Genomic DNA, 18483 nt, shown 5'->3' with positions numbered 1-18483 from the left:
TAAACTAAATTGTTCACTAATAAAGGACACTTCGGATAGTGTTTCAACAATTAACTTATTGAATTGTCTTTTTTTTGGGAGCGTTACAAAAATAAGATGGATGTTACTAAGCGAATTTAGCTGGCTATTTCTATGAATTTAAAAAATTCATCCGATTTCAAATGGCGTCATTTTTATGGCGAGGTCATTCTGTAATGTGTGCGTTGGTATTATAAATATGGCCTCAGCTATAGTGTTCTAGAAGAAATGATGGCAGAGCGAAGATTATCAATTGATCACATCAGCATTTATCGTTGGCTGCTATGCTATGCGTTTGAACTTAAAAAATGATTAGATTGGTATAAACAGCGAATTACTTACCTCTTATTATACGCTATAGCTGCTATAAAAGCTTGTATTTTCCTAGCATGAATCCTACTGTATTAAGTTTTTGCTAGGAAATAACAATCATGAATATTTATTAATCTTACATCAAAAAAGTTTAAGGAAGTGGAGAGCAGCTCTTAGTCTATTGATGTAAGAATTAATTGTAGTTTTAAATCATCATACCGATATATTTAACACCAAAATAAGGTCCATGAAACCCATAACTAGTGGAAGGTGTTACTCCACCTGAAACTAGAGTTAAGGCTTCAAAATAGTTAGTGGCCATATATCCACCATCAACAATAAGTTTACTCGTTGGCATATTGTAAGTGTAGGCAACACCTAATTTAACATCAAACTCTGGAACAATAGTTGTAGAAGAAGAATTAAAGAAAGGAAGCGTGCCACCCGATTTATCCAGTGAATCAACATCTCCAATTAATAAAGCACCCGCAAGTCTGCCATAAATATTGAATGCATCATTAAAATTATAAGCCAAGTCCATACCAACACGAGGACCTACACCTTTAAATTTTTGAGTAGTATCATTGTAGTTTGGAATTACATCACCATCGGTAGTAGTAATAGTGACTGGGGCATATTCTTGAAGCTTTATATTTACATATTGAATACCTGCATGAAAACGCACATCTTTAAACATACCAAAGTCTGCATGTTGTCCAAATTCAACGTTAACTGCATCCCAAGTATAGGTATCTCTATTATAAGCAAATGATAAAGTGCTGCCTGTGACTAAGCTATCATAGGTATTACCCGAAGTTACAATATCATCTCTTAAATGATACCAGCTTGCTGTAATATCAGAGCCTGTACCAAAATGGTAAGAACCCTCAAGTTTAAAGCCCCATAACCAGTCATCATGTTTGTCTAAGAATGTTCCGTTTGTATTATAACCTAAGAAATTATCAGCATACTGGTTGCCATTAAAAGCAGGTCTTAGATACAGAGCGTGAATACCTACGTCAAACCCTACAGATTCACAAGGTACAGTAACATTTCCAGGTACACAAACAGGACCCATGGTACCAGCAATAGCAACGCCACTACTTAATGCGAGTAAAGATAAAACAATTTTCTTCATTATTAATTAATCCTTAAAAACAATTCCAATGTTAGCTTTCAATAAAGCAAAGGATATAATACACCTAAACAATACAAAGTTAAGAAATAATAATTCTTTATTAGGCGGCAACATATATTTTCGATTAGGTTATTTTAATAGTCAGATAATAATTGGTTTTTAAATAGTCGTTTTAAAAAGATTTTTCATAAATGCAAAAAAAAAGAATAATTGTTTTAAAAAGTCTCAAAATTACTAGAATACACTTTTTTGTCATTTAAAGAGCATCATGCTTTCCCCCCTTAACTTTTTTTTCAACCCTACCGACTAATGCATTGCTTTTAATTTATTCAAAGCTGCCCGCTCAAGAGTTATATTTAAAGTGCGGCATGTTAGATAAACAACAGTCTTTTCTAGCGACGATTGCCTTACTAGATAAGCAAGAGAAAGCGGCGGTTAATTATCAACAACGATTAGTCATGAATTTATTGAATTCGCAAACACATTTGACACTAACCATTATAATTTTCTCAAAGTCCCATCATCATCGCCTCATAAACACTTTGTTGCGGCTTATAAAAAATCCTTTATTTGAATTAACAAATAAGTTAGCGGTAATACAACTACTAGGTAAATTAAAGGGTCAAGAATTTGTGTTAATGGATGCCGCTTTGGATGAGATTGAGTCTAAATTAAAGAGCCAACATAATGAGGAAATTTATCAGGCGTTTAAATTATTAACTATCTTGATTCCTTATCTTAACGCAAATACCAATTTTGATAGGCTGCTTCAAGCCGTTCAGTTAAAACTGGCAGATTATAAGGAGAAAATACGGGAAGCGGCGCTCAAGGGTTTAACCTTACTTGTTCCCCATTTGTCACCCAGTAAAGTGAGTAGATTGTTTCAATCTGTTCAATTAAAATTGGCAAATAATGACAGGAATGTAAGACAGATAGCGCTAAAAAGTTTAGGCGTGCTTATCCCCAACTTGCCACCCAGTGAGATCAATCCATTACTTCAACAAGCGCAGTTGAAACTACTGGATAATGAAAATAATGTACGAGAAGCAGCGCTTAGTTGTTTAGCTATGCTTATTTCTAGCGAGCCCTTAAGGGCGGTGTTGCAAAAAATATATTGATGTTAAAAATATGAGTTTAGGGCGTAGTTCAGCTATAGATATAAAATCATTGGTTGATAAAGGAGCTTTCATTGTCAGATACATACATCCACCTATTAAATTGTCCTTTACGAAACATTCGCATGACTTCAAAACCTTTAATCGTTGCATAAGCAGTTTTCATAGAGTGAAATCCTAAAACGGGATTGATAAGTCGTTTAAGCTTACCATGGTCTGATTCCAAACGATTATTACGATATTTTATTTGCAAATGACTAACATGCGGTGCCTTTTTCAAAAACCGGTGGATATGTTTTATTTAATACAAATGATTAACCAAAAATGTTACTTTGCAACCGATATTCCGTTTCGAATTTTGATTGTTGATGATTCTGAATCACTTGGAGAATATTATTCTTTAATTTTGAAACAAGCAGGCATGGTCGCTCAATCTATTACAGACCCTATGGATATTTTTACTTACCTTGAAAGTTTCCGACCAGATTTAATTTTTATGGACATTTATATGCCTGAATGTACAGGATTGGAGCTGGAATCAGTATTACGTCAAGAAAATAAATATAATAAAATACCAATCATTTTTCTATCTACAAAACATGATAAACGCAAGCAGTTAAATACTTTATGTGTTGGTAGCGATGATTTTCTTACAAGGCCTATCACGCCTGCTCATCTCATTTCAGCTGTAAGAACTCGCTCACAGCGTGCTGGTGTTTTAAATTATTATATGTCTACTAATAGCTTAACAGGACTCCTAAATCATTCAAGCTTTTTAAAGCGCCTAGAACTTGAACTTGATTATTCAAAACAGATTGGAGCTTCATTATCTTTAATTATGATTGATATCGATCACTTCAAGAAAGTCAATGATACCTATGGCCATCCTTTTGGTGATGTTGTTATAAAAAGGTTGGCCACGTTATTAACGCTTCGTTCACGCAGTCAAGATATTGTTGGCAGATATGGTGGTGAAGAATTTGCTATTGTATTACCTCGAACCAATGTCAAACAGAGTAAAAAGTTAATCGATGAATTAAGGCAGCAGTTTTCACAGAACTCCTTTAATAATACTAATAATGTTTTTGTTACCTTTAGTGCAGGGATTACTCAAATGAATGAAGATAGTGATATGAAAAAAATGATTGATCAAGCAGATCGAGCACTTTATGACGCGAAACATTTAGGACGTAATCAAACCGTTATTTTTGAAAATAAATTGTAATGAATGGTTCTGAAAGGGCCTCAAAAAACGTTCGTTTGTTGAGGCCCCGGCTGAGTGATGTCTCGCATCAATAGATTTGATGCGAGCAGATTAATTTAGAGTAATCTTATTTAATCTTCCTCTTTAGTAAGAGCACCAGTCGTTGCATCAATTTTTACTTCAAATTTATTACCTTGAGCATTTTTTCCTTTAACTTCCCATCGACCATGCTCATATTCAATTTTTCGAATATCGGTATAGCCGGCTTTCTCGGCTGCTGATAGGGCTTGTTGAATACTAACTTTTGGTTGAGTCGAATCTGCAAAAACGGTTGAACATCCTAAAACTATTGTGGAAAGCATTGCTATCTTTATTTTCATTGTTCTCTTCCTTGGAGATTATAATTAATTTAAATTAATATTTAAAAAGCTTCCTAAGCATCTATTTTATAGTGCAATAATGATAAGAAAGAAAGTATCCATTCAAAATTGACATTAAGTAGAGTATTTGTTCCTTTGGTTATAGTATTTGCAACGCAGCCCAAAAAACTAATAATTAACTTTAAAATACTACTTTCAAAAAGTGGAAATTTTATTGCAATAGAGCCAATTATTATGGCTATGTTGCAATAAAAAATACAGCGCGTAAAATCAAGCTATTCATAATTCATTCATTTTTACTTATGCAAAAAAAAATTGAAGCCTTGTCTTTATCAAATAGCCCAATTTTTGTAAATAAATTAAGAGCAAAGTTACATGGTTACTCTTTTCTTTTTATTAACAAAAGAGGACAGCTTTTAAAAGCACTTTCAAGTGAGTCGGATCATTTCTTGCAATTTAATGAACTAGAAAGTTTTACGCATGCTTTTCTTGAGTTAGAAGCCAAAATGCATCAAAAAGATATTCATATTATTGTTATTCGAGCTTTTGAACGAGGTTGTAGTAATCACCGTGTTTTATATGATACTGGTATTAAAATAATACTATCTAATTTTTTAAGAGAATTAAATATTACAGAAATCAAAGACCCCAAAGTTTATGGTGTTACTGGCGAATGTAAAGGGAATATTTCTTATGAAGACTTAAAAGTTAGTTCAACTATTTATTTAAATAGTTTACCAATATATTTTAATACAAAAGGAACATTATCTAATCAATATAAGCCAATAATACAATTAGTGAACGATTCTAATCTGTCAGACCTAGAACTCCAAGAAATAATAGATAGATACCAAGCTGACAAAGCAACAGGACTATTAAATTTAAAACCTGGTAAGCCGTTGAAAACCTATATCTCTAAGCAAAATTGGATCCTTGATACAAGATGGGATATTGATGTAACTATAGAGAACCCAGAAGAAGATAACGATTTAACACATTTAAAAAATAATGCTGTGAGTTCGTCTAGATGTAATTTTTATCGAGCAACGCCCAAATTGGAAAGTAAAGTCGCAGGGAAAAAATTAGAGATAGAAAAGAGTCCCTTAATTTTTGTCTAAAATTGTTAGCTTCTAATTTTTAAAGCTTTTTTTATTGAATCAAATACTTGTTAATAATTTATTAATAAATAATGGTTATAATTTAATCATATTTATTGATAGAGTTAACTATGAAAATTATCGTTGCAACTTATTATAATAAAGCTGAAAAAAAATTGGGCATACTTATAACGCATGGAAAAGCCTTTAGCGACCTTAAACTTGATGAAAAAAAGTTGCTTGGTCAAGCAAAACTTCAGGTTGTATCAGCTAAGAAAGCAAATTTAGCAGATTTTGATTCTAAGTTAGCTGAAATTAAAGTAAAAGACTTTGAGTATGCTAATACTATCCATATTAATTTTAAAGAAGAAGACTACCCTTCTTCAGTAGGATTACAGACTTATTTACTAGAATTAGATAAATTTGTTAAAAGTATATTAGATGACATAAAACAGGCTTATCCAGATGTTCAATCAGTAATTTACGATGGGGACATTAATTTAACCTTTCCTTCTAAAGCAATTTTCCCTAATTTTTTACTAGATAACAGTATCCATAGTATTTTTAAAGATTCTGAAGTAACAGTAAATGCTTATAGTAGCCTTCAACCGGTTGTTAATGCTGCGATAAAATTTGCTAAAGCATATCGCGCAGTTATAACACCATATAATCCTTCCTCTCCTAGGGTGAATACAATTCGCTCAACCCAATCAGAAGCTTGGGATGCTTTGGAAGATGATATGCGTAAATTATCTATAATCAGAGCAAATTCTTGTAATGGAAATTTACTATTTTCAAGTCAGGATGAACATGTAGATGGGAAGGAAGAAGTTCCAGATAATAATTTCAAATCAAACGGATAAACTTAGGTTCATTTTATTAAAATCTCTCTTTTAACTAAAAGTACACAAAAGCAATTAATTGAGCTTTAGTATAAATAAAAAAGTGTTAGTCTCATGAAGGGTCGTTTTTGAGACTTAAATTACCTGTTTAAAATTTGGCTAGCTAATTAAAATAGATTAATGCCGCAGTATTAATCTAAAATTTTATAACTTTATTTTTGCACAAAAGCGGTGAGGATGGGGCAGGGTTTGGAATCAGTCTTCTTACATTCTTTAATTAAATGATAAAGTGCATTTCGGGCTTCTTTAAGCTCAAGAATCTGGATATCGATTTTTGCAATCCGATTTTGAGCAATACCTCTTACACGCTCCCGATCATTTTGGGCGTCAAGCTCTAATAACTCTTTTATCTCCTTTAAAGTAAAACCGGCCTTCTTTGCTGAAAGAATGAATTGTAGACGACTAATGTCTTGCTCACCATAGCGGCGAATTTTTTTTGAACTAAATTCCTCTATGCGTGGGGGAATATTCGGTATTAATGACACTAACATCGCAGGTAGGATTGTTTTTTATCAATTTCTTGAGAAACCGTTTCGCCGCTTTGGCATTACGCCGATAGGATAAGTAAAAATCAATGGTGTTACCACTTTCATCAATGGCTCGATACAAGTATTTCTATTTGCCTTTAACCCTGATAGGTCTCATCCAAGTGCCACCGCCTGGCATAACGTTGCTTATGCCATTCAAGCCGTTTTTTAAGCTTAGGTACGTAATGCTGAATCCAGCGGTACACGGTCGTATGATTTAGTTCAAGGCCACGTTCCACCATCATTTCTTCTAAATCTCTATAGCTGATGCCGTATTTACAATACCAATGGACATATTGCAGGGTTACTTCGCCGTGTAAATGAAGCCATTTGAAATCAGAAGGATTTTTTAAGCTCATAGAAGTAATTAGCTAAATCCACTTAGTATACAATTATCTTATTTTTTGCAACACTGCCGAAAATGTTAAGAAAAAAAGAGGTATAATTCCCAGTGGTCAACTACGAAATAACGAAGGTAAATTAATTAATTTAAAATTACTTACAAACCGTGTACTACAAGAACAAAGTATTTGTGCAAATACAGGGCTGAAATGGTAAACCAAGAGCCTGTAATAAATACAAGAACTTCAAAAAATAATCAGAAAAAGCAAGGCTCAATAATAAGTAACCAACTGCAAAGCAATGAAAGAGAATCAGCTAATTTAGAATTAACAACCCAGCCTATAGAGAAACAAAGAGTTTGGCTACTATCACGGACTGATCAGGTATATAAAGGGCCCGTAGACACAAGTCTTTTGCATAATGTCGTTAAGGTAAACGGAGTAGCAGTTAAAGGTCAACTACGAGATACCAAAGGTGAATGGGTAACTTTAGAAGCGATTACCAAGGCTAAACAGTGGCAACGCCAAAGGGTTTGGGTGTATTCTGGCACAGGCATAAAGTACCTATTTCCTATAGAAGAAAATGCTTTACAAAATATTACCCGAAAAAAAGGTGTAATAGTAAGCGGGCAATTACTCAATTCTGAAAATCAATTAATTAATTTAGAATGTATTACGCGGACTGCCCAGGGGCAAAGTGCTGAAAACGACTTGCTATCTGCAATAGACGATTTTGATACCCATCAGGTGGAATCAAGCGAATTAGAGCATTCAATTAGAAGAGAGGAAGTCGATTTTAATGCCATGGAAATGTATGACTATTTTAAAGACCCCACTAATTTCCTTTCAAATATCCCATCACCTGCTAGCGTAGAATCAGAACCTATTAGCAAGACACCAACTTCTACATCACCACCCAATACATTTGTTTCCTCTCATTATACACTAGGTTTCTTCCAAGCTTCACAATCGAGTACTGATGATAAGTTTGAAGAATCTCCAGTTAATAAAAAAATGAAATATAGATATAGATAAAAATTTAAGAAGTAGGAAAACTTAAGTCTAGTAAATTTTACAAATGTAATTAACATCGATTAATCCTCATCCATGAGGAGCAACTATCTCTTTACCAATCAATCGACTCAAGTTATGCCATAGCAAGCTCAAAAAAATACGCAATATTACATCACTGAATTAATACTTTTTTATCAAACCTATTTCTTTCATGTTTTAGAAGGGGAAAAGAAACTATTACCTCGGCACTAAACTGTCCACAATATTATAAATTCCACATCTGCTCAGGCCCATAATCTAACTTCCTTCACAAAAGCAAATCGAACTAAAAGACCTATACAAATTACCTATCCGAGAGAAAATTAAACTTAATTTCCTTGCAATAAAAGAAAAAGGTAGTTATATAAGCAGTTTGTATAATACTTTTTTCGATGTATCCCTATATAGAATAGGTAAATTTTTCAATTACCGGAGTATCTATGTTTAAAGTATCGTATCAACCCAATGTAAACGATTTAATCTTAGCTAATAAAATTTCGACTTATGATATTAGACAAGCAAGTACTGAAGAAGTAGAAAAAATGAGTCAAGTAGCTGAGCTCATTCTCGCTGATAAACTTTCGCCTTTTGATGCTCGTCATTACAATATGGAATCCATTGATAAACTGTACAGAGCTACACCATTAATTCTTGCCAACAAGATTTCTGTTTTTGAAGCTCGTCAAACAAACACTGAAGCAATAGAAAAAATGAGTCAAGTAGCTGAGCTCATTCTCGCTGATAAACTCTCGCCTTTTGAAGCCCGTCATTACAATATGGAATCCATTGATAAACTGCACAGAGCTACACCATTAATTCTGGCTAACAAGATTTCTGTTTTTGAAGCTTGTCATTACAATATGGAATCTATTGATAAACTGTACAGAGCCACACCATTAATTCTTGCCAACAAAATTTCTGTTTTTGAAGCTCGTCAACTTAGTTTTGATAAAATCAATAAGCTCGTGCCCCCCGTAGCTGTGATAATAGATCGCAACAGATTTTTTGGTACTCCCGGTGAAGATAAAAACCATAGACATGGGCATGAAGAGAATAACCAGCCTGGTATGTATTAATAATTTTTTACTCTAAATTTGACTAATTGATTCTTTGTGAAATGATTGTCGAAAACCTAGTTTTATCAGATAAAAAATGGACAGCACTTTGCTGTCATCGAACATGGATATTTATTATTTATATCAATTAATAGTATTAATTATAAGGCTGTGACTCTTAATGTTAGAGCCTTATTTTATTAATCTATTCTTAAGAATTTTTTATATAAGCTTATAAAAATTCAGTCTTATTAATAATTACTCTAATACTAGCTGCATGTATTTCCATACAGGCAAGGGTGCCAAGCTTTTTTAATTAATGCTTTAAAGATTTTGTATTGACTGAGCAACTTAATTACTTTAGAAAGCCTTATTAACTTAACTTTGAAATTAGTTTAAACATTATAATATCAGTTTAGAAGCTTAGTATTAAACACGAGAAAATAAAATTGCTAAGCTAAAGCCATTTGAGCCTTAACTTAACAATATAAGAAAATAATTAAGATTTAATAAACAGACTATTTAAAATTTAATTTTTAAGTAATCCTTTTAAGGCAAAATAACCAATAACCCCAAAAAACATAGATTGGATAGGGTGACTTTCAACATAAGCCCACCAGTCTTTACCAGACTCTTTTACTTCTTGTGCGCCTTGCTCTAATAATCTGCCCCCTTCTTCATGAAGGTAGTTTTTTCCTTTTTTAACCATTTCTGAAGTATTGTTGTAATCAGACATATTTATTTCCTAGTTAGTTTTTTATAGAAGCGTGTATCTAAATTAGCACACACAAATATTTGAGTCAATTTTATTGACATAAAATGTCACAAATACAAATAAAATAATATACTAATTTATTTTGACGAAATATCTGTTACCATCTTAGTTATCTAATCAAGATAAATAACGGAGCACCTATGTTATCGTCAGAAGAAGCAAAAACCTTATGGGATTTAGTTAAACCCTTAGAAGTTGCCATGTTAGTTACGGATGTAGAAGGGGTATTACAAGCTCGACCCATGCATTTAGTGCAAAAAAACTTTGACGGAAATTTTTATTTTTTCACAGAAAATCCTACGGAGAAGACAGACGAAATAGATAAGCATCACGACGTCTGTTTATCCTTTAGCTGCCCAAAAGCTCAAACGTATGTCTCTATCTCAGGAAAAGCTTCCTTAGCTAGAGATAAAGAGCTAATCGAACAAATGTGGAACCCTTTTGTAGCAGCTTGGTTTCCACAGGGAAAAGACGACCCTTCTGTCACATTAATTAAAGTAGAATCCTATCAAGCTGAATATTGGCAGGGAAAAGAAAGTAGAGCAACCCAACTCTTTAAATATGCTAGCGCTTATTTAACTGGAAAGCGCCCAAATATTGGCGAACATGAGCGCTTGTAATTGATTACAGTCTTTAATTATAGATTGGTTTGAAACATAGCCAATCTACCCTTAATACTTATGGCAAAACGAAAGAGGTTGTTTTTTACATAGTTTAATTAGCTACTTCTTGGTTCATGTAAACTTTTTAAGGTTTACCCTGATTTTTTATTTTTTTACAATCGATGGCAGGGTTAATAACCTTTCTATCTTGAGCAACAATGGCAAGTGTTTTTCTTTTTAACTTGTGCTTTGCGTTAAAGAGGGAATTAAATAAACTTTTCATAACAAGGCTCCTTTACTTAACACGATGAATAATATGAGTCACCACGCCTAACAATTTAAATTCCATATCAGCACTCAATTTAATAGGCTGATAATGAGGATTTTCAGGCAATAATTGAATTTCATGGTCTAAAATAGCTAAGCGTTTAACCGTTGCATCACCATGAATGACTGCAATAACAATATCCCCTGAGCAAGCTTCTACTTTGCTGTCAACAACAAGCATGTCACCCTCATAGATATCTGCATCTATCATGGAGTCACCAGAGGCTGTGACTAAAAATGTTGATTCGGGTTGAGCAGCAAGATGGGTATTTAGATCAATATATTCTTCTCTACTGTCATCAATCGGTGTAGGACACCCTGCACGAATAGTGGTTGAGAAAAAAGGAAGACCGACCTTTAATGGGCTTGTCGACAAAGAGGCTTTCACAGCATTTAAGCGCGAACGGGGGACACGAACCGTACAAGTACTTTCGCCATATCGTCCACTACCTTTAGGACGGCCAGCACCCACTCGTTTACCACCATGCGTCATAAAGACTCTCTTGATTTTTGTTTCAGTTTTCAAGATACTACCTTTACTTCGTTTTAAAGTAAATACCGAGCTGATTTTAAATCATCTAAAAAGCATGGCTTATTAAAGAAGAATAAAATCGGTGCAATATTAGTAAATAAACAAGACACAAGTATTAACGATTTAATTTCTAGAGCAAATCTAGCACTCTATGAGGCTAAGAAAAAGGGAATGTAATGTTCTTAAGGGTCAAAGGACATTATTTTATTCGCTTAATTATAACTTAATAGCCATGATTTAATGTGTAAAAATAAATTATGTTTCTATCTTATTATGAGCCATACCGATGGATTTTGTACTTTAAGATCAACAGCGAGAGCTGTGTATATCTCAGTTAGTAAAATTTGATAGGTTTACTAAGTTATTAGACTAAACCTAGCCTCTAGGTACGAAAGCAAATATATCCAACTGCCATTGTATTTTCTTTTTTTCTAGTGAAAAGAGCAAAGAATTAAATCGACAGTAAACGATTTATTTACCATATATGTTATTTAATCAGTAATTTTATGGACATAATTATGATCAATAGTTATAATTTATAACCACTTTGATTTGGATGGCGATAATGTATAATAAATTTCTTGTGACTGTTTTTTTGTTATTTTCTGGAGTAACTTTTGCAAATCCTGCTATCTTTTCTGCTATGCCTTTAGATCAGTTTAATGGGCAGGATAAAGAATTAATTAATAATTTTTGTACTCAGCTAATTCTTAGTCTCACAGCAAACTTTGATTTAATTAATGATCAAAATGTTTCTAAAAATACATGGATTACTTTTGAAACGTTAACGTATACTACCTTAAGTTCACCTATAAATGAATTTCTTAAGCAATTAAGCGATCGTGGGGCAGATAAATGTCATATATAGCAATAAACTAGTGCTACAAAAATAGTTAGATTTCAAACATGTTTAACTTTAGATAGAATTCAACTGTATATTACGAATTGTTCATTAATAAAAGAGATTTTAGTCCGTGTTCCATATAGCTACGTATAGAATTGCCCTTTTTGAAAAAAGGTATTTAGATGCTATTACTTCGATAACGTCATACGGTACTAAGATTGTTGTGTTGTTTTGCTCCAGTTTATTTGGCGGGGAAATTTTTTCTTCTTGTAGCATAATAATATCCCTTACTTATAATTGCGTAATAGCACGTTTGTATCCCACTTTGAATAAATATCTCTCAGTCAATTTTAGTTAAACAAGCTCTTTATCCAAAGCTGATTATCAATAAAGATTGGCGGATCTGTTGCAAAAAAGATTACAGGTAAAAAATCATAAATTTTATACAGATCTAACTTGTATAAGCCGAATTGTTCACTAATAAAAGAGACTTCGGTACTTATAACATACATCCGCTTATTAAATTGTCCTTTTTTGAACATGCATATGATTTCAAATCCTTTGATTGTTATGTACGTATTCTTCATAGATTGAAATCCTCGAACAGGATTTATTAGCTATTTAAGCTTATCATGATCCGCTTCCAAGCGATTATTTCGATACTTTATTTGAGTAATGCGAATATGTAGAAAAGGACAATTTAATAAGTGGATGTATGGAATGAAAGAGTTTTTTTATCAACGGACAATTTGGGCTTTACAGTTGAGGTCTATTCAAAATTTAAGATTTTTTACCTGTAATCTTTTTGCAACAGAGCCAATTTAAATACTAAGCCAGTAGTAAATTGCTAACTTAATGGTAGGATAGTTCATTATATTTGAGCTAATTTAAGAGAGGCATGCCTCTCTTAAATTGTTTGCACTTAAATATTACTAGTGTGATATTTTGACCAACTATTTTCTAAATTTAAATGGTCTTTATCTTCTACTCCGAGAATAATACCACCTGATTTAATCCCTTTTTCATAAAACTTGGCACGCTCTTCAGGAATACCCCAACCAACTAAGGAGCCAATTAAACCACCGGTAACACTTCCTGCGCCAGCGCCAGCTATTCCTGCAGCTAAGGGGCCAGCAACGATTAACCCTAAACCAGGAAGAATAAGACTTGTGCCCATAGCCGCGATAGCTGCAAGTGTACCACCTATAACCGCACCAGTAGCACCACCAACTGCCATACCTTCCATCGCCTTACTTCCATCTTGCATTTGTACTAATTCAGAGTCGTAGTATTTTTTACGTGACTCATCAGACATCAATACCGTAATTTCTTCAGGTTTATATCCTTTTTGAATGGCTTCTTCATAAGCTTTTTCCGCTGATTCACGAGTGTCAAATAAACCAGTTGTAAAACGATTATTATTTTGATTATTCATTCTGCTGCTCCTAATAAGTATTTTTGATAGAATACAAAAACGGCTTGAGATTAACATACTAGATGTTAGAAAAGCTAATTTATGTGATAACAGTTAATTATAAAAAGGAGGGAATATTATAATGGGACATATTGCAGAAATTATAAAAGTTGCATAAATATCAATTCAGTGCTGATTTCAGCTGTAAATGTGAAATAACTGGTGATAAATGAAATTTCATTTTGCTTGCCAACTATCCAGATATTAAGCTGTCCTGTTCTAAACATGCGCATAATTTTAAAGCCTTAATAATAGAGTAAGCGGTACATTTTTAAACTTTTAGTAATCAGATTCTAGCTTATTATTGCGATAATTAATCAGGATGTTCTGAGCAAGAAAAGTCTCAAATACGGTCGTTTTGTGAGACTCTTTAGCAAGACTTATTTAGGCTTATAATGAATCCAAAATCATGATTTCTTTAAGAAAGATGCCTCAGGAAAACAAGCAGTAATTTAAAGCAAAGTCATATCTGCAAATATAGCCTTCAGCTTTTCGTAAAGAGGCCTCATTTTTACTACAGAAAAATTAATCTGATTAATATTTAGACATTTATTACCTATAATTATTAATTATAATTTAACTTTTAAGTAGAAACGCCTATGGCCATGGTTAATATTACGAAAATCATGATAGAGCTTGGTTATAAAGTTACTGAGCGGGGAGTATGCTGGGGCTATATGTTAGCTCGTCATCAGGCAGTATTAACTGGAAGATTGAAAGATTTTAATGAGCGATTGGAGCGCTTAGCAACCATTAATTTAGATTGGCTAAAGACTTATATACAAGTCGTAAAATCTGAAACAAATATTTTTCAAAAACCACAACCAAAACTAAAAATGCACCCCATTCAGCCTTTGTATGCAATGGGGGAAAATGACGAAGGAATGCAACACCTATATAACATGTTAGCAGCTAATAAACAGAAGCAAAAACGACGCCAAGAACATTTAGAATTCGAAGCACAACTTATCAAATTTGATAGCGGCCCAAATCAAGAAAAACAGATAATGGATGATATTTTTGCCTTCTTAGGTAATGTTGCTTTATATCAAGAGCCTCAAAACAATCGAAGTTGGTTAACTAGTGATGATAGTGCTCCCTTATATCAAACTGAGTCGATTGCCACTGTTGCCCAAATTGCTGCATCTCATGAATTAGTAGCAAGAGGAAACATCCAGCTCCTACCAGGATTGGGTACAGATTACCTTTCCAATCAATATAATATTACTCAGTTACAAGATTATTTCACTAACCTTCGTAAAAAATTACAGGTACTTCAACTCATTAATCCTAACGATGAAACCTTATCCCGTGAAATTGTTTTAACTCTGGGAGCAAATATGCATTCAATTAGCCTCCAATATAATCCTCAATTAGATGAATGGACTTTGGCAGGGTTGAATCTTCCTATAGAAGGGGTAGCTTTTAGGGGCGAGGATAGTACAAAGCAATTAGCAAAAGAATTAATGCATTCAAATATTCTTTTTAATAGAGAAAATAATCCTCGTGGTGATTCTATCCTAATGGAGACCTTTGCATTTTCAACTGGCGATTATGCGGAAATAGCAATTAAGTCTGGACGTTCTGACTTACTGGCCTTACTTGAATCATTGCAATTTGATATGAACGATATTTATAAGAATCATTCCTTAAGTGAAGCAGCCCAAACGGGAGATGAACATTTACTTAAGTTCCTTGCAAAAAAACAGAATTTGCCTCTGGCAATTAAACAAGCAATACAAGCTAATGATGATAATTTAATCAGGATGCTAGCTCCTCATATTAATTCTGAACAATTTTTTAATAACGATTGTCGGTCTATATTTGATCTGGCTTTTTCACATCGACATCAAACTATGACAGGAATTATTCAAATTTTACTGCATACCAAAGCGCAAGATTTTCAGCTAGTAGAATATAAAATTAATGTTATGCATTTATGGCGAAAGCAATTGACCGATGCACTTATCAAGCACCTTAAAGAATTACCAAAGCAAGATGGAGACGAAATTCTCAGTAAAATTTATACACAACAAAATGCCCTAGGAGTTTTTCTGAATATGCCAAGAGACTTTATCAGCTATTTTTTTTCAACGAGAAAATACAAAGGTGAAAAAGTAACTAAAAGTATTGAAGCATTGCATTTAGCTTTTCCTGATGAAAAACCTAGACCGGGGGAGTCAACCTCCAGAGTAGTGTTGTAAAAATAAGATGGTTGTATACTAAGTAGATTTAGCTAATTCTATCTATGAGTTTTAAAAATCCATTTGAACTCTATGGGATTTTTAGAATTCATTAGATTACTATGCCAAAATTCAGATAGCATATTACAGCCTTGTTTTTGTAAGAGGGCCGAAAATACTAAGTAATTTTATAAAAATAAAGATATTATCAATCCCATATTTTATATACAAATTGATCAATATAAATTCAGTTGCTTAACACAATTTTATGCCGAACAAATAGAAAAAAGAATGAGCAAACTATTAGCTCTTATAATTAATTTAAATTTTATTGCAAGCACTCAAATTTTATAAAAAGAAAATATATTTGATTACTTTAATCGATTGTATAGGTAAGTGTTAAGTCTAATTAATGGCGATATGTTGAGGTTAAATATAATTAAGGTTCTTTTAATAGGACATTCTATAGATAGTATTAATTAACTGTATAAGATAAGTGCTCAGTGATTTTTCTATCATTGTACCTTAAGTAACAAGCTGAGTTCATTGTATCGATTTTAATAATTGAAAATAATTAAAAGGATGTATCGATTACACAGATTAAATTTTCTACTAATTTTTAATTTTTTCAATTCCCTCATTGACGTATTTTATGAAAAGTAGAAAAATAATTTATAAATTTTTAAAAAATTTAAGGTAATGTAAAACTTACAATATGTTTGATTATTTCTCTCGTTTGAGTCTAAGATCCTTGTCTGAAGAGTTAATGTTAAAGATTCCTTATAAAGAGGCCCTCGTTAAGCCAATGATTCATTTTGGAATGATTACTTCAGAAAATTTAATTACTTATTATAATTATTATATTTATAATCCTGTCTATCATTTTTTTTATGAAGATGAACCAGAATCTCCTTTTGTTCAATCTAGAATTAACTATAAGCTTAAAAAGTTTCTTCTTGTCTTGGGATACCTAGATGAATCAAGTATTTATAATAATTATGAAAGTTTAAATGATGGTTGTTGTTTTGGTTTGTCAGTTTGCTATGAATACATGGCATTAACAGGCAAATTAAAGTGGTGGAAAGCAGCATTGAGAGCTATCTCTACATGGGATGAAAATAGATTATCTTTAAATAATAAAATTGTATTACCTAATTCAGAAGAAAAAGGGCCAGTCATTTTAAAAAAATTATTTGAACGGTGTTTAAACTATATTCTTTTTCATCATAATATATATAACATAACTCCTGAATATATTGATTACAAAGGTTTATCTGAAAAAGAAAAATTTTTAGCTACCCAATTTGATTTATTTAATTTAAAAGCTAGACACTTTGAGTTCATCCATCAAGGTGTAATCCAAACACCTAAATATTATGAAAATATTGGTTGTCATTTTTCGCATCAAAATTTAAAAAGTATCATTAATATTGCGTTAGTCAAAAATTCTATTTGTATTTTGACGTCACATTCTCACGCAATTGGTATTCGTTATAGTATAAAAAAAAAGCAATGGTATTTATACGACCCAGATAGCCTGTCCAGAAAATTACACCAAAAATTTTCTTCAAAAAGAAAATTTATTCATGCCATTATTAATATATTAGGTCATGATATTACTATAGGATTAGTTAAATTCAATGTACCTAAAAAAAGTAATAGTTTAGAAAGCCATTTTTTAAAATTATTTAGTAAAAATAATTTAAAGCTCCTTTATGGAAGTGGATTACATTCTTTATATTTTACATATTCACCCCTTGTAGAATATATTTTAAAAAGGATAAGAGAGGAGAAAAATTCTGCTGTTATTTTACAAAGAGCACTTTGTAGAATAATTTTCCCTTTTGAAAGTGGCTTGATGAGAGTCGCAGATATTGCGCTCGAACATTTATCAATTTTTTTTACTATTGTTCAAAAACACCCTAAGGGCTCTAAATTATTATCAAAAGTATTGCGTGCTTCACTTAAGTTAATTTTAAAAGATGATAGGATAGATATTTTTAAATTATTAATGAAATATGGTGCAAAATTAGATCAAGTTCAGCAGAAAGTGATAGAAAATAGTAATGCTAATGCTATTAAGCAATTTATAAAAAATAAAGGTAAACCGTTTATCAAAAATACGGCTAATCCTTTTGCTTTCTTTACATCTCATAATATTAATTCTTTGCAATATTCTCAAGTAAATACAATATCTCCATTTTAATTACAAATGATTTTAAAAACTCGTTACTAAAAAATAATATAAAAGAAGGTATGCCTCGTTAGGCACCTTTCACACATGAATTTAAAAATAAACCTAATAAATATCTCTATATATTTCTGTTCTTTTAGATCTATTATCCTAAACAATCTTAAGAGGATTGATTGTTATAAACCTTGAAAGGTGACCAAAATACCATTTGCAGCGGCCCGAAGCTAAGAGAGAACTAAGACCAGAAGGTTGTTTACTTACGTATAGAGAACATCACCAAATTAAATACCATACTATATCAACTAGAATCTGACTACGAAAAATTAAAACACATGCTCAACCCTGAACTTGAATTTCACTTGATGAAAACTGCTTTTGCTATGAGGGGTTGAAAGCATGCTTAGTTTAAA

19 protein-coding genes and 2 pseudogenes are annotated in these 18483 nt (G+C 32.3%); 11 read left to right on the top strand and 10 right to left on the bottom strand.

What is annotated here, in order from left to right:
* Positions 1-198 precede the first annotated feature (198 nt).
* Positions 199-327, top strand: a pseudogene (locus tag DYH30_RS18705) (IS6 family transposase); the annotation flags it as partial.
* A gap of 208 nt (positions 328-535) precedes the next feature.
* Here DYH30_RS18705 and DYH30_RS11075 read toward each other — a convergent pair.
* Entirely contained in the window at positions 536-1468 is a 933-nt protein-coding gene (locus tag DYH30_RS11075) for an Lpg1974 family pore-forming outer membrane protein (protein ID WP_115331719.1), read from the bottom strand.
* Between the two features lie 368 nt (positions 1469-1836).
* On the opposite strand from DYH30_RS11075, the gene DYH30_RS11070 reads away from it, so the two are divergent.
* Entirely contained in the window at positions 1837-2586 is a 750-nt protein-coding gene (locus DYH30_RS11070; RefSeq protein ID WP_115331718.1) for a hypothetical protein, read from the top strand.
* Positions 2587-2632: 46 nt separating this feature from the next.
* On the opposite strand, the pseudogene DYH30_RS11065 reads toward DYH30_RS11070, so the two are convergent.
* A pseudogene (locus tag DYH30_RS11065) lies at positions 2633-2839 on the bottom strand (DDE-type integrase/transposase/recombinase); the annotation flags it as partial.
* 6 nt (positions 2840-2845) lie between these two features.
* On the opposite strand from DYH30_RS11065, the gene DYH30_RS11060 reads away from it, so the two are divergent.
* Positions 2846-3808 carry a GGDEF domain-containing response regulator gene (locus DYH30_RS11060; protein WP_160116201.1) on the top strand — a complete coding sequence of 321 codons (963 nt, stop codon included), beginning with the start codon at positions 2846-2848 and terminating at the stop codon, positions 3806-3808.
* A gap of 110 nt (positions 3809-3918) precedes the next feature.
* Here the strand turns inward: DYH30_RS11060 and DYH30_RS11055 are convergent, their stop codons facing one another.
* The gene (locus DYH30_RS11055; RefSeq protein ID WP_115331716.1) at positions 3919-4167 is read right to left on the bottom strand and encodes a PepSY domain-containing protein; all 249 of its coding nucleotides are present in this window, start codon (positions 4165-4167) and stop codon (positions 3919-3921) included.
* A 302-nt stretch (positions 4168-4469) separates the two neighbouring features.
* Between DYH30_RS11055 and DYH30_RS11050 the strand changes: the two genes are divergently transcribed.
* Both DYH30_RS11050 and DYH30_RS11045 read left to right on the top strand, forming a co-directional pair.
* Positions 4470-5285 (top strand): hypothetical protein, encoded by an 816-nt coding sequence (locus DYH30_RS11050; protein WP_115331715.1) that lies wholly within the window; start codon positions 4470-4472, stop codon positions 5283-5285.
* A gap of 110 nt (positions 5286-5395) precedes the next feature.
* On the top strand, positions 5396-6127 hold the full coding sequence (locus DYH30_RS11045) for a hypothetical protein (protein ID WP_115331714.1): 732 nt from the start codon (positions 5396-5398) through the stop codon (positions 6125-6127).
* Positions 6128-6318: 191 nt separating this feature from the next.
* Here the strand turns inward: DYH30_RS11045 and DYH30_RS11040 are convergent, their stop codons facing one another.
* The 3 genes from DYH30_RS11040 to DYH30_RS18315 are packed head-to-tail and all read right to left on the bottom strand — an operon-like array spanning position 6319 to position 6938.
* Complete coding sequence (locus tag DYH30_RS11040; RefSeq protein ID WP_115331713.1) at positions 6319-6657, bottom strand: MerR family DNA-binding protein; 339 nt, start codon at positions 6655-6657, stop codon at positions 6319-6321.
* Positions 6608-6775 (bottom strand): transposase, encoded by a 168-nt coding sequence (locus tag DYH30_RS18320; RefSeq protein ID WP_242604800.1) that lies wholly within the window; start codon positions 6773-6775, stop codon positions 6608-6610. The genes DYH30_RS11040 and DYH30_RS18320 overlap by 50 nt, the downstream gene beginning before the upstream one ends.
* 16 nt (positions 6776-6791) lie before the next feature.
* Positions 6792-6938, bottom strand: a complete 147-nt coding sequence (locus DYH30_RS18315) for a hypothetical protein (RefSeq protein ID WP_242604801.1) — start codon at positions 6936-6938, stop codon at positions 6792-6794.
* Between the two features lie 306 nt (positions 6939-7244).
* Here DYH30_RS18315 and DYH30_RS11030 point away from each other — a divergent pair, with 306 nt between their 5' ends.
* The gene (locus DYH30_RS11030) at positions 7245-8069 is read left to right on the top strand and encodes a hypothetical protein (RefSeq protein ID WP_115331712.1); all 825 of its coding nucleotides are present in this window, start codon (positions 7245-7247) and stop codon (positions 8067-8069) included.
* 458 nt (positions 8070-8527) lie between these two features.
* Positions 8528-9163, top strand: coding sequence for a hypothetical protein (locus DYH30_RS11025; protein WP_115331711.1), 636 nt, complete (start codon positions 8528-8530; stop codon positions 9161-9163).
* 508 nt (positions 9164-9671) lie between these two features.
* Here DYH30_RS11025 and DYH30_RS11020 read toward each other — a convergent pair.
* Complete coding sequence (locus DYH30_RS11020; RefSeq protein ID WP_115331710.1) at positions 9672-9878, bottom strand: hypothetical protein; 207 nt, start codon at positions 9876-9878, stop codon at positions 9672-9674.
* A 179-nt stretch (positions 9879-10057) separates the two neighbouring features.
* Here DYH30_RS11020 and DYH30_RS11015 point away from each other — a divergent pair, with 179 nt between their 5' ends.
* Positions 10058-10537: a pyridoxamine 5'-phosphate oxidase family protein gene (locus DYH30_RS11015; RefSeq protein ID WP_115331709.1), complete on the top strand. Its 480-nt coding sequence runs from the start codon at positions 10058-10060 to the stop codon at positions 10535-10537.
* 127 nt (positions 10538-10664) lie between these two features.
* Here DYH30_RS11015 and DYH30_RS17985 read toward each other — a convergent pair whose 3' ends face one another.
* Both DYH30_RS17985 and DYH30_RS11010 read right to left on the bottom strand, forming a co-directional pair.
* A complete protein-coding gene (locus DYH30_RS17985) occupies positions 10665-10802 on the bottom strand; it encodes a hypothetical protein (protein WP_160116200.1) in 138 nt (45 codons plus the stop codon).
* A 12-nt stretch (positions 10803-10814) separates the two neighbouring features.
* On the bottom strand, positions 10815-11372 hold the full coding sequence (locus DYH30_RS11010; protein ID WP_242604727.1) for a LexA family protein: 558 nt from the start codon (positions 11370-11372) through the stop codon (positions 10815-10817).
* 571 nt (positions 11373-11943) lie between these two features.
* Between DYH30_RS11010 and DYH30_RS11000 the strand changes: the two genes are divergently transcribed.
* Positions 11944-12246 (top strand): hypothetical protein, encoded by a 303-nt coding sequence (locus DYH30_RS11000; RefSeq protein WP_115331707.1) that lies wholly within the window; start codon positions 11944-11946, stop codon positions 12244-12246.
* Positions 12247-13144: 898 nt separating this feature from the next.
* Here DYH30_RS11000 and DYH30_RS10990 read toward each other — a convergent pair.
* Positions 13145-13657: a hypothetical protein gene (locus tag DYH30_RS10990; RefSeq protein WP_115331706.1), complete on the bottom strand. Its 513-nt coding sequence runs from the start codon at positions 13655-13657 to the stop codon at positions 13145-13147.
* A gap of 638 nt (positions 13658-14295) precedes the next feature.
* On the opposite strand from DYH30_RS10990, the gene DYH30_RS10985 reads away from it, so the two are divergent.
* Both DYH30_RS10985 and DYH30_RS10980 read left to right on the top strand, forming a co-directional pair.
* Complete coding sequence (locus tag DYH30_RS10985) at positions 14296-15900, top strand: hypothetical protein (protein ID WP_115331705.1); 1605 nt, start codon at positions 14296-14298, stop codon at positions 15898-15900.
* Between the two features lie 745 nt (positions 15901-16645).
* Positions 16646-18085: a hypothetical protein gene (locus DYH30_RS10980; RefSeq protein WP_115331704.1), complete on the top strand. Its 1440-nt coding sequence runs from the start codon at positions 16646-16648 to the stop codon at positions 18083-18085.
* Positions 18086-18483 lie beyond the last annotated feature (398 nt).

This window comes from Legionella busanensis (assembly GCF_900461525.1).
In the GTDB taxonomy this organism is placed as follows: domain Bacteria; phylum Pseudomonadota; class Gammaproteobacteria; order Legionellales; family Legionellaceae; genus Legionella_C; species Legionella_C busanensis.
The sequence above is the reverse complement of the archived record's forward strand: the minus strand, read 5'-3'. Positions and strand labels throughout refer to the sequence as shown.